A 13,103-nucleotide genomic window follows, 5' to 3' on the forward strand; every position below is an offset into this window, starting at 1 on the left:
GAACGATAAGAAATAGGTGGAGCGCTTAAACCTGTATAAGATTACGGGAGGTCTGAAGTAGTTTAAATATGGACAATAAAGATAAGTTGTAGTAGAGTAGTAGGAGAGTGTTTCAATTTTTGATCACTCTCCTTTTTTAATTTTCTCATCACCTAAATCGTTTCAATGCATATTCTCACTATATCATACTCAGGTACACTTCGGGAAAGTCTTCGGATTTTCTTCGAATCAAGAATTTTTCAAACGGTTATTACAGCTATTATCATCATCAATTCCATTTTGATAGGGCTGGAAACATCAGAAGCTATCATGTTGAGTTATGGTAGAATTATTGACGTGATAGACCTCACCATTCTGGTTTTATTCTCCATAGAGATTTTGCTCAAAATTTTTGTCTACAAATTCGGTTTTTTTAAAAATTCATGGAATGTATTTGATTTTCTGGTGGTTGCCATTTCGCTGGTTCCGGCGGCAGGTTCATTTTCGGTATTCAGAGCCCTTCGAATTATTCGAACGCTCCGTCTGCTGCGGAGTATCCCAAAGCTGAGACTCATCATTGAGTCATTGGTAAAATCATTGCCAAGTATTGGTTGGATAGCGGTGTTGCTAGGCATTGTTTTCTATGTCTTCTCAGTGATTGGTGTAAACTTATTTGGTCAGCTTTATCCGGCTTATTTTGGAGATATGAGTAAGGCCATTTTCACACTCTTCCAGATAATGACGTTAGAAAGCTGGTCTTCCGCTATAGCAAGGCCAGTAATGGATGGGGTGGCATTTGCGGGTGTGTATTTTGTCACATTCATTCTTATCGCCACATACACGACCCTAAATATCTTCATTGCCATAGTGGTAAATACCATGAATGAGGTTTCGCTCAAAGACCTGAAAGAGGAGGAACAACATATCAAGGACTTTGTGACAGAACAAAACCTTAAGCTCGAACAAAGACTCATTCAAATTCAGAATGATCTATTGAAAATCGCTGAGAAGAGTAATTGACGGCAACCTTACTATTCGCATTATTAGAAGGCTAAATACCATTGTTTAGTCATTTTTCTCCCCTCAAATCACTACTTTTGCGCTTGAAAATTATATCCCAATTCAAAAAAAATAGATCATGAAAGTAACCGTCGTAGGCGCTGGAGCCGTAGGTGCAAGTTGTGCCGAATACATCGCAATTAAAGATTTTGCAGCCGAAGTTGTACTTATTGATATCAAAGAAGGCTTTGCGGAAGGTAAGGCCATGGATTTGATGCAAACCGCATCTCTCAATGGATTCGATACCAAAATCACAGGTACTACAAACGATTACTCCAAAACTGCCAACAGTGACGTTGCGGTAATTACCTCAGGTATTCCACGAAAACCTGGCATGACGCGAGAAGAGTTGATTTCTACCAATGCTGGTATTGTTAAGTCAGTGGCTGAAAATTTGATCAAACATTCACCAAATGTGATCATCATTGTTGTTTCCAATCCAATGGATACAATGACCTACCTGGCACACAAAGCGCTCGGACTACCCAAGCATCGAATCATCGGAATGGGAGGAGCACTAGATTCTGCACGATTCAAATACAGACTCTCTGAAGCATTGGATTGCCCGGCATCTGATGTAGACGGCATGGTGATTGGTGGTCATAGCGATACAGGCATGATTCCTCTAACACGATTAGCTACAAGAAATAGTGTACCTGTTTCTAAGTTCTTGAGTGAGGATAAGTTGAATTATGTATTGGAAGAAACGAAAGTCGGTGGTGCTACGCTTACCAAGCTTCTTGGAACATCTGCATGGTATGCACCTGGAGCTGCGGTTTCTGCCATGGTTCAGGCTATTGCCTGCGACACCAAGAAAATGTTCCCTTGCTCTTGCCTGCTTGAAGGCGAGTATGGATTGAATGATCTAGCGATTGGAGTTCCTGCGATCATTGGCAAAAATGGTATAGAGCAGATTGTGGAAATAGAGCTCGACGGTGCTGAAAAAGCAAAATTAGAAGAAAGTGCTGCTGCTGTAAGCAAAACCAATGGTGTGCTTACGGAGATGAATATCGTATAATTCATAGATACTGAGATAAGTTCAGAGTGACTATTTGGATTTTTTCTGATAGTCGTTCTGAACTTTTTTCAGATCTTTCCTAAATGCAAAATACACAAGAACTCATCGGTAAAAGTGATCTGATCAGTCGGGATCTTAGCTGGCTGCAGTTCAATCAGCGTGTATTGGATCAGGCAAGAAAGGAAAAGCGAAACCTTTTCGAAAAGCTCAAGTTCTTAGCCATTACTTCGAGCAATGCAGACGAGTTCAACATGATTCGTGTAGGTAGTTTGTATAATTACCTGGATTTCGGCAATGACCGGGTAGACTACTCCGGGCTTCAATCCATTCCATTCAAAAATGAGTTGCTCGCAGGTTTAAAAGAGTTTGGTAAGCAGCAAAATCAGCTTTTCCTTGACCTCAAGCCGTCATTTAAAGAGCACAATTTTGAGATCAAAGGGTATGATGAGCTAGACGAGAAGCAACAAAAGTCCGCGAGCAAGTATTTCGAGAAGACCATCTTCCCGATGCTGACGCCCATGGTTTTTGACCCTTACCATTCCTTCCCGATTTTGATGAACAACATCTTGATTTTTGGAGTGGTCACCAAGACATTGAGATCGAAGGAAAAAAAGAAGATGTCCTTCATTCAGTTGCCACAAAACCTACCCCGATTTTACGCAATCAACGATAAAGAAAAAGTCATCTTTGTTCCGATTGAAAGGATTGTGAAACAGCACATGGATCGCGTTTTCAAAAACGTTGAAATCATTTCCAGTTCCTTGTTTCGTGTAACGCGAAATGGAGATTTTACCCTTGAGGAATCTGAAGACATTGAAGCCAACTTTTTGGAGGAGATGAAGAAAAAACTCAAAACCCGAAAGACCGGCAGGGTGGTGAGATTAGAAGTAGGGGAAGAGGCTGACCCATGGTTGATAAAGCAACTTAAGAAGCGCTATGAAATAGATAACGAGAATGTCATTGTATCACCTGTAGGATCCATGGTAGACTTTACAGGTCTATGGCAGATTGTTAATCAAGAAGAATTCAATTCGTTTAAGCCCATCCGCTCTAAACCTACGGCTCCTATAAGCATGACAGATGTGGAGCATCAGGACATGTTCAAGATTCTCAAAGAAAGAGATATCCTGCTGCACCATCCTTACAATACTATTGAACCTCTGTTGGATTTGTTGGAACAAGCGGCCGAAGATCCACATGTGCTGTCGATAAAGCTCACCATTTATAGACTAGCAAAAAACAGCCGGGTTGTTGAGGCTTTACTCAATGCGGCAGAAAATGGAAAACACGTTTCAGTACTGTTCGAGGTGAAAGCACGTTTCGATGAGGAGAATAATATGAAGCAGGCACAAAAGCTTCAGAAAGCGGGATGCTTCGTGATTTATGGCGTGGGGTCTTTGAAGACACATACCAAACTCCTTTTGATTGTTAGAAAGGAAAAGGAGAAGGTGAATCGTTTTGTGCATATGGGCAGTGGTAATTACAATGAAGCTACCTCTAAGCTCTATACCGATCTGAGCTTGCTGACTTCTGATGAATCTTATGCAAATGATGTGCAGGAGTTTTTCAACGTAATCACTGGCCATTCCATGCCTGAAGATTATGATAACCTCATCACCGCACCTATGCAGATGCGTCGTGACCTTATAGCACTCATTAATCATGAGCGTGAAAATGCCCTTGCTGGTAAAGCAAGCGGTATTGTAATCAAACTTAATTCGCTGCAAGATAAAGATGCCATTTATGCATTGTACGATGCATCTAAAGCAGGGGTGCCTATCAAACTCATCGTGCGTGGGATTTGTAGCCTTCGGCCTGGTAGAGAAGGCTTGAGCGAGAATATTACCGTTCGATCTATTGTAGGAGAGTACCTTGAGCATTCAAGAATTTTCTACTTCCACAATGACGGAGATTCAAAAGTATATTGTGGCAGTGCTGATATGATGGTTCGCTCATTCGACAGGCGTTTGGAATCGCTATTCATCATCCGTGATCCGTTGCTTAAGCAACAAGCCGTTAATATACTGGCTTATAACCTTAAGGATAATGTAAACTCCTATGAGATGAATGAGGATGGTTCCTATATCCATTTAGAGCCAAATGGTGACAAGGCTTTTGATATTCATCAGGAATTTTATAAGGTGAAGCGAGAGTCTATTATGCAGGCGCAGCTGTTTTAAATAAACAAAGCCCACCTCTGGTGAGCTTTGTTCTTCGTTTAAAAACGTTCCGGTCTTACTTCTTTTGAAAAATACCTTTGAAGTTTTCCTTATATGCGTATGCTAGGAAGAGATTCGCTAGAAAAACGAAAATCGCAATAGGGAGTCCAGATGGTTCCATTGATGCATGGACAAAAAAGATGTTTAGTGTTATAGGCCCCAATACCGCAATTGCAAGGGGTACATAAAATCCACTTAGGAGAAGCACACCAGCTAGTACTTCAGTGGCCTTTAAGAGCGGGAAGAAATATCCTGATGCCATCAATCCACCCATAAACGTTACCAAGTCGCCCTCCATTGGAGGTGGTGGAAGGAAATTTAGAAAGCCATTTAGGCCAAATACCAAAAAGATTAGGCCCATGAGATAGCGAACTACTGTAGCAGCGATTCTCAATGATTTGTTTTCTGTTGTCATAATACGTGTTGGTTAAAGTATTTACATTAAATGTACATACATACAAATGATTTTGCAAGATCATTTCCAATGAGAAGTGCTAAAAGTTCTCACAATGCCGGATCATGCGATTGATAAATCGGGTGTTTTGAGGATCGTCGAACCGGATGAAACATCCATCGCTTTCCAATCTTAGCCTCCCATCGAATCTAATATTTAAAGATTCGAAAGGCATGATCCATGAATAGGATTGTAGTTTATGTCGAAAGTGAAGAATAATGCCTTTCGGTCTTAGTTCGATGTTTGCAGATGAGGTGTAATGATCAGCGTTCATATACTTCTTATACTGCTTACTTATGTCACTTATGGTCATTCGGCGCGAGCCAATACCACCCATCCTTAATCGTTGCTTCCATGAAAATGAATGGCCTAAAGTTGTGTCTATTTTTCGGGTAGTTTCTTTGTCTGAATAAGATGTATCGAATATCATCTAATTATTGAATGCCACTCCGGGTATTTCATCCCAAATAGCATTTCGTTGTTCCTTCACCTGTTGCAACACTTTTTGACCAGCTTTTGTTACTTGAAACAGGTGCTTTCTTCTTCCGCCTCTTTCCGATGTGGCTCCAGCATACCGTGAATCTACATAACCCTTGGACTGTAAGCGTGCCAAGGCTGCATGGACGGTACTTATGGTAATGGATCGATTGCAGCGTTTCCTAATTTCTTTCTGAATCGCAACTCCATAAGCTTCATCGTAGAGTAGCGCGACTGTTAGCATGATTAATTCTTCTAATTCGCCAAGATTTGTTCCTTTCATACAATGGTCTATTTATTGGTTGTATTTGAGCTGTACTACGTTCAAAAGCTATTCTCTATTTAAGGTCTTGGCCGGGTTTGTGTTGGCAGTTCGTATTGACAATCCACTAATTATGACAATGCTTATAAATAGGGTGAGCAGCCCGGCAATGACGAATGCAAACATGTCGATAGATATTTTATAAACAAATTGATCCAGCCACTGAGAGACAAGGTAATAGGCAAGAGGAGCCCCAATGAAGAAGCTAATGCCGATGATTAGCACAAACTGCTTGTTGATCAGTGAAACTATCGATGATACAGTGGCACCAAGTACTTTTCGGATGCTGATCTCTTTTTGTCTTTGTTGCAGAATGAGTGCAGTGAGACCATAAAGTCCTAATCCGCAAAGCAGAATACTTATGATGGAATAGATGGTAGACATACCCAGCAGTTGGGTCTCTTTTTGATATTGTTCATTAAACCATTGATCTACAAAGTAGAAATCGATTGGAGTTCTATTTGCCAACCCATCCCATACCTCAACTATGTATGCGATCGTTTCGCGCTGGTTGGTTCCGGAGATCTTCACGGAAGTATTCCAGATCGTGCTCGTATTTAGATACAATATGGACGGTTCGATTGAGGCAGTTGCTAATGAGTTGTAGTGGAAATTATTCACCACGCCTATGATGGTTGCCGGTTCTCCTTCCTCACTGAATCGAATATGTTTTCCAATTGGATCCTCCCATCCGAGATGATCCACCATGGCTTGATTAATGACCAAGTTGTTGGAGTCTGCCAGCGATCGCTTAAAGAATGTACGACCATAGTTCAGTTCCATGCCGTAGGTGTCAAAAAAGTCTTGATCTACCCCGAATATCCGAGTGGACACTTCGTCTGTATATCCTTCAGGAAAAATGGTGGTGGAAAAAGTCCCTGAGCCGATGGCGGATCTGGATGTTGAAACGTACTCAATGTTTGGGTTTTTCAATAATTCTGCTTCAAAGACATCAATTTTTTGATCAACCTCATTGTTAACATCTATTACCATCACTTGCTCTTTGTCAAAACCCAATGGCTTATTTTTCAGGTAGTTAGTTTGTCGGATAACGACGATAGTACAGACGATCAGAAAAATGGAAATTGCATATTGCAAGGTCATGAGTACTTTTCTGAACCACCCGGTGGAGCCAACCGATGATGATCTTTGAAGGATGATCGATACAGGCGGGGAAGAGAGCATAAGCGCAGGATATAAACCTACAAAAAGACTGATCACAAGAATAAATGATAAGGCGGCACCAATTACGATTGGCTGAAACAAAGCTGAAATAGCAAGGTCTTTGCCAAGCAGTGGATTTAGGTAGGGGATGATAATCACCAAAGCTATAAAGCTGGTGATCGTGGCAATGGAAGTGCTTATGAATGTTTCAGTTATAAAACGACCCAGTAGCTGTTGTCTGGTCGATCCCATCACCTTTCTAATTCCCACCTCGGTGTGAGATTCTGTCGATCGCGAAAGCATGATATTTACGTAGTTCACGCTAGCAATGAGAAATACTAGTAATGCCGAAAAAGCCAGGGTATAAACGAAGGTGATACTTCCAGCTTTCATTCCTCTTCCATTTTGAATGTCTTCCCCGTAGAGATACATTTTGTTTAAGGGTAGCAACTTTAGCGTATACACGTCTGCGCGTTCTTCAAAATGTTTATTCATCATATCAGGCAGTTGCGCTACCACTGATTCAGGGTTGGCACCTTCTGATAATTTGATAAAAGTGAAAATACCCTGAGCCAACCAATTGTTCATCCAGCGATAGGCAAGTGGGCCTACTCCAGGGACAGTTGTACTCCAGGATATAAGCGCGTCAAACTGCAACGATGACCGTCTGTCCACATCAGCGAAAACACCGGTGACGGTATAGTTCATATCATGAAGTCCTACCACGACCTCTCCTATTGGATTTTGGTTGCCAAAAATTGCCTTTGCTAACGATTCGCTGATGACAATGGATGAAGGTGCTGCTAGCACCGTTGCAGGATCACCCTTAAGCAGAGGGAAGTCGAAAAATCGGAAAAAAGAGGAATCAGCGAAGTACAGATTTTCTGTCCCAAAATTATTTTGATCAAAAGAGATGGTTGCTTTGGAAAACCAGGGACATAACCTTACAAATTCCTGAATTTCCGCATACTCTGCGGTCATTGTTGGCCCCATCATCCCTGACGTTTCATAGGTTAAACGATCAATGCCTTCAGCTGGATTTACATAGTGTTTATACAAGCGATATGTCTTATCAATGTCACCATGCTGCTGATCATATTGCAATTCATCAAAAATGTACACCATTGCAAATAGTGAGCAGGAGATCGCCGTGATCAATCCAATAAGGTTGATGGCGAAGAACGATTTATGCCTTTTCAGTGAGCGAAGGGATGTCAGTAGGTAGTTGGACCAGATTGCTTTCATGTTAGATACTCTTTTAGAACGTTTTTTGAATCGCATCCTAAAAAAACCAATGGCCTGCATGAGGTATATTATTCTGGCTTTTCTAAGACCTTTCAATTCTACATTTTCAAAGAATAGTTCTTCCAGATCGCCGGAAATACCTTCGAATAAATAAGGCTCGCAGTATCGATTGATTAATCGTTTAATCCAACCTGGAGGTCTGATTTTGTGCTGCTTCATGTCGTTAATAACTCTCCATTATCCGTAAGGTTACTAAATCTTTCGTATATGTAGAAATTGATATAGTGGATGTGTAACGAGTTAATTTTTAATATGTTTCGTTTTTGTAGAAATTGATCATAAAAAAAGACTCAGCATTTAGCCGAGTCTTTGATTTATGAGTTTACTTAATCAGTGAAGGTAAAAGAAAGGAGCCCTGGAATCAGACCAGGAGCTCTTTAACCAACCAATTAAATTAACTACCACATTCTTCTTCCCAATCTTTCCAGATTTGGCCTAAGTCTACTTCTTCTGATTTTCCATTTTCTGTCACAGTCACAATGTTGTCGCAGGTTCCATCCCCATAATTAATACTATAGGTTCCAGTCTGATCACCCACCGTATAACTTCCAGATTCTTGTCCGCTTACATATATCCAGGTATCTTCAGATTCACAACTAAAATCATAGAAAAGGGGAGTGTCAACTTTCGACGTGAATGATTGCCCAGTGCTTACAGATATGGATTCAGATCTGCTTTTCACAGTGTAACCATCCTGGTCAACTTCTTCTGATCCTTGAGCTACATAGTCCACTTCAACCAGTCGTTCGCCAGTTGAAACTTCCTCCGTTGAATCATGACCATATTCCATATAACTGGTACGTAAGTCTGCGCTGAATTCGTATGTCGCATTGTAGTTGGCAGAATCTGCAGGCTCGGATGTTTTAGTTGCTTCTCCCCATGTTCCACTGTAGCTATGTGTGCCATCAATGGTCCAGTCATGTCCACCAAAATTGGTATATGTAGCTGTGGAGCTAAAGCTGGATTCGTTGTAAGTCCCTTTTTCAACAAGCTTACCTTTCAGCCATTCTCCGTAGTAGTCACACCCATCACCAAAGTCTAAAGTAAATGTGTAGTTTCCGTTACCATCATCTTCCCAGGTTTCTATTAGGCAAGAAGGCGGAGTGTTTGTTGAGTCTGAAGAGGCTTTTGCCGAACTTCTGAACATTTTTGATGGAGATGACGATTGGTTGGCTCTTCCATTTCTTCCATTCTGAAAGTTTCCATAGAGAGCTCCCATTGGACCACCTATTCCATTTCCTCTCAATTTGTTTACTGCAGAATTTGAATTTACCAATAGGTTTTGAGCGACAATATTTTCTTGATCAGGATTTACCAAGTCCGTATTTTCTTCACATGACCAAACCAGCATAGCTACTGCGATCCATATTGAGGCGACAATTGTTTTTTTAGTTTTCATATGCAATTTTTTTTTGTTTAATGGCACACACTGTGGTCATGTTGAATTTCCTCTTTTTGTTTTAAGAAAACCATGTTGACTGCAGACATTTTCCGTGTGCTGATAATGGTACATGTAATCCGAAAATTACCCTACCGAAAAAATGGAAAAACAAGAAAACTATCCTTAAAAGCGGATATTAATGAAGAAATTAGGTGTGAAACCAAGTAAGTATGTGTCAAGAGGAACGACTACTAGTTCATCAGAAGCGCCGGCCACCTCACTTTGTTCGCCAAAGACATACCGAACCGTAAATTTTCTTGACCTGATGTTTCTATGATCCAGGACATTGAAGAATGTGACGCCAGATTCGCAGACTAAACTTCCAATATTGAACGTGTATTTGGCGGAAATATCTAACCGCTTATATGCAGGAAGTCTTGCTTGATTAATGCGCGTGAGATCGTAGAATGATACGGAGTCATTGGTTATGTTAAATTCTGGATTGGCAGGGGTATATGACTGTCCTGAACCAAGAAGAAGAACACTCGAGAATTCCCATTTTCCAAATTTGATAATATTTGTAAAATTCAGTTCATGTCTTTGGTCTTGACTGGAAGGATAGGGGTTGTTTTGATTGCGGTACCAAAATGAATTTTCGGAGCGACCCAAAGAGTAGCTGATCAATGATGTAAATGTTTTATCCCTATACTTTAGGAATACGTCCAATCCTTCGGAGTTGTTTTCTCCTGATAAATTTAGCTCCTGAAGCCTTAAGGCGTCAATTATTTCAGGTGGCAAGACCAGAAACTGACTTTCAATTATTCCTTCCGTTTGTTTATTGTAATATTCAACATCCAGCGACCATTTGTCCCAATTATAATTCCCTCCAAAAATGAAATGAGTACTTCTCTGTACAGGAATAATTCTGTCATCTGCTAAAATCCAGTAGAATTGATCAGAGTTTTGTAAGATGGATAGCGACGTTTGGGTGATGTACTGGTGATGAAAAGAAGCTGCCCCTTTGAGTGCAAAACGGTCAGTGACTTTTATGCCTAAATCAAACCTGGGTTCGAGGTACCACTTGTCGGTTGGTTCATAAAATGATGATCTTAAGCCAAGGTTGGCTGTGATGTCCTTTTTTCTAAATTGGTAGTTGCCGTAAAGACTCACAATATTGGCTTCTATTTCCAATGTGTCGCTGTAGCTCTCCGCTGATGAAAGCTCTTCGAAAAACCCCTGACTTGTTCGGTATTTCGTGGATAGAGAATTGAGCTCAATGCCTCCAGAAATAATATTTTGATCATCAATATCTATTTCATTGTGCGATTTAAGGGTTACATCACCCACAGAGCTTTCAACACCATAGTTGAAATAGGTGAGGGCAGAGTTGGCGGCAATGCTGTCCCCGACAAAGGCCACATCTTGAAAAAATGTCTGTGTGATCGATAGCGATTCTTCCTCTTTGTACTCAGAAGCACTCAAAGTAGTACTGTTAAACCATTGCGGGTTCAATTGACTTTTCAAATTCAAACTTATTCCCGCATTGCTCCAATCTGACAAATCCAGAACAGCATACTCTGAGAAACCGTCTCCGTCCACATAGTTTGCGGAGTAGTTGTCTTCGCTCACATAAAAGTTCACATCAAAAACAGAATTGTGACTGAATCGGTGTTGAACTTTTGCGTTGATATCATAAAATCTGAGAGAAGGAGATAGCCCTAAGCTGTTCAATTCCGGGCTTATTGACTCCAGGTAGTTTTGTCGGTTGGAAGTTAGAAATTCCTGATAGAGGTCGGAGTTGATTATATCCGTAAAAGATTGCCTAAAGGCGACTAGAGCGGAGGTCTTCCGGCTGATCGGGATTTTTAAAGTTGTATTAAATGATAGCATATTTAAACCGGCGCTCCCGTTGAACCCGTCGGCACCACCATTTTTGCCAGCTACGTCTACCACTGAAGAGACTCTCCCTCCATACCTAGGTCCAAATCCTCCTTTGTATATACTTACATTGTTAATGGCATTGGGGTTGAGGGTACTGAAAATGCCGAAGAAATGATCAAGGTTGTATAAAGTAAACCCATCCATCAAAATCAGGTTCTGCGAAGGTAAACCGCCTCTCACCACAAGGCCTGAGGAAGTCTCGTCAGTGGCTCTTACACCAGGTAAAAGCTGCAATGTTTTAAATACGTCTGTTTCACCTAGCATGGGTAGAGAGCTGAATTGTTGTGGGTTGAGACTGAAAAAAGAAGGCGCAGGATTGAAGTTGTCAACTTCAGCAGTCAAGACTACTTCAGGTAGCTCCTGCGGATTTTGATTCATCCTGATTTTTAAATTTTCTTGATTCGGATGGACCCGCAATTCAAGCTTTTCGTATCCTATGTAGCTGATTGTTAAGGTCAGCGTGTCTTCAGTAGGAGGTAGGTTGAATCGGCCATTTTGAGAGCTAAGTGTGCCATTCGAACTTGTTTGCACGTGCGCAAATGCCAGAGGCTCACCACTTGAGTCATCCAATACTTGTCCGATTATCGGACTCTTTGGTTTTACTTTTCTTTTGTTTGGTATAATTAAATAAATGCCATCTGTCAGCTTTAAATCGAATGGTTGATCTTCGAAAATTGCACTGATGAGTTCTGCACGTGTTTTAGCCTTGATGTTTTTTGTCAAGGTGTGCTTAGACAACTCTCGTGGACTGTAGGAGAACTTTAGATTATAATTCTTGGAAAGCGATTTAATGACACTTGTCAACGATTCATTCTCGATCGTTAGATCAAAATTTTGCTGTGCAAAGCAGATTGCAGAAGCAAATAAAAAAATTGTGGTAGTAAGTGGTCTCATAGGTGACCCTATTCAGGTTCCTTAATTGCATAAGTGCCGCGTGTTGTCTGCTCATAGTCCAGACCCAAAGGAAGGCATACCATATCAAGTGCGCCTTCAATATTCTTGTTTGTGAAGTATCCATCGAATAAGTAATCAATGGAGTCTGGCAATGTTACTTTCACATCGAACTGCCTTTCGACTTCAAGCAAAACACTCGAAAGCCTCTGGTCACTGAAATAGAAAATACCAGCTTGCCATCTTCCCACCAGCTCTTTGTCCAGGGAAGTACGTTTTACAGTGTCTGCATCTAATCTTATAGACTCTCCCGGAGTAATTGACTCGCTCACTGATTTAGAGGGGATTTCCACTCTCACCTTCCCGGTTTTGCAAGCGACCTCAAATGTAGAATCACGAGCAAACACGTTAAATGAAGTACCTAAAACTTCGACTGACCCGATGGCTGTGTTTACGGAAAACTTCCCACCCTTGACTACTTCAAAGAATGCTTCTCCCTGCAAACTCACCTTCCGATCCCAATTTTCTGCATAGCTAATAGTGGAATTTGCATTTAGAATGACTTGCGAGCCGTCTGGTAATTCTATTGTCTTTGACTCAGCAGCCAATGTGCTTGAATGGATAGCAGCTGGCACACTCTTCTCATTCGATAAAAACACAACCGAGGCAATCAGGAGTAGAGAAGCAGCAACACTTAGGTATTTCCAAAGAGGGATCGCCGTTTTCTTTTCTTCACCTAAATGCTCTTCTATTTTATTCCAAATATCTTCCTTAGTCTTACTTTGTGGCATGCGGATATGAGAAGACTTTTCGAGAAACTCGCCAATCTCATCATTCACGTCATTTGATTCGTGATTTAGTAGGTCCTTATATTTTTCTAAATCATCCATTCG

Annotated in this window: 10 protein-coding genes; 3 read left to right on the forward strand and 7 right to left on the reverse strand. The window is 41.0% G+C overall.

All coding sequences use genetic code 11. The annotated features are described in order from the left end of the window. The first annotated feature begins 165 nt into the window (after nt 1–165). The 3 genes from ABJF57_RS18445 to ppk1 all read left to right on the forward strand — a co-directional run bounded on the left by ABJF57_RS18445 (nt 166) and on the right by ppk1 (nt 4,236). Nucleotides 166–999 (forward strand): ion transporter, encoded by an 834-nt coding sequence (locus ABJF57_RS18445; RefSeq protein ID WP_462232816.1) that lies wholly within the window; start codon nt 166–168, stop codon nt 997–999. A gap of 118 nt (nt 1,000–1,117) precedes the next feature. Further along, nucleotides 1,118–2,056: a malate dehydrogenase gene (mdh, locus tag ABJF57_RS18450; protein WP_462232817.1), complete on the forward strand. Its 939-nt coding sequence runs from the start codon at nt 1,118–1,120 to the stop codon at nt 2,054–2,056. An 83-nt stretch (nt 2,057–2,139) separates the two neighbouring features. Continuing rightward, nucleotides 2,140–4,236 (forward strand): polyphosphate kinase 1, encoded by a 2,097-nt coding sequence (ppk1, locus tag ABJF57_RS18455; RefSeq protein WP_462232818.1) that lies wholly within the window; start codon nt 2,140–2,142, stop codon nt 4,234–4,236. A 55-nt stretch (nt 4,237–4,291) separates the two neighbouring features. On the opposite strand, the gene ABJF57_RS18460 is transcribed toward ppk1, so the two are convergent. The 7 genes from ABJF57_RS18460 to ABJF57_RS18490 form a co-directional block, all read right to left on the reverse strand. Further along, nucleotides 4,292–4,690 (reverse strand): DoxX family membrane protein, encoded by a 399-nt coding sequence (locus tag ABJF57_RS18460; RefSeq protein ID WP_462232819.1) that lies wholly within the window; start codon nt 4,688–4,690, stop codon nt 4,292–4,294. A 79-nt stretch (nt 4,691–4,769) separates the two neighbouring features. Further along, nucleotides 4,770–5,159, reverse strand: coding sequence for a hypothetical protein (locus tag ABJF57_RS18465; RefSeq protein WP_462232820.1), 390 nt, complete (start codon nt 5,157–5,159; stop codon nt 4,770–4,772). Further along, nucleotides 5,160–5,489 (reverse strand): PadR family transcriptional regulator, encoded by a 330-nt coding sequence (locus tag ABJF57_RS18470; protein WP_462232821.1) that lies wholly within the window; start codon nt 5,487–5,489, stop codon nt 5,160–5,162. 48 nt (nt 5,490–5,537) lie between these two features. Next, nucleotides 5,538–8,156, reverse strand: a complete 2,619-nt coding sequence (locus tag ABJF57_RS18475; RefSeq protein WP_462232822.1) for an ABC transporter permease — start codon at nt 8,154–8,156, stop codon at nt 5,538–5,540. A gap of 235 nt (nt 8,157–8,391) precedes the next feature. Then, on the reverse strand, nt 8,392–9,396 hold the full coding sequence (locus ABJF57_RS18480) for a hypothetical protein (RefSeq protein ID WP_462232823.1): 1,005 nt from the start codon (nt 9,394–9,396) through the stop codon (nt 8,392–8,394). 165 nt (nt 9,397–9,561) lie between these two features. Further along, nucleotides 9,562–12,213 carry a TonB-dependent receptor gene (locus ABJF57_RS18485; protein WP_462232824.1) on the reverse strand — a complete coding sequence of 884 codons (2,652 nt, stop codon included), beginning with the start codon at nt 12,211–12,213 and terminating at the stop codon, nt 9,562–9,564. An 8-nt stretch (nt 12,214–12,221) separates the two neighbouring features. Then, entirely contained in the window at nt 12,222–13,100 is an 879-nt protein-coding gene (locus tag ABJF57_RS18490; protein ID WP_462232825.1) for a FecR family protein, read from the reverse strand. Nucleotides 13,101–13,103: the final 3 nt, after the last annotated feature.

The organism is Ekhidna sp. (assembly GCF_039940915.1).
Taxonomy (GTDB): domain Bacteria; phylum Bacteroidota; class Bacteroidia; order Cytophagales; family Cyclobacteriaceae; genus Ekhidna.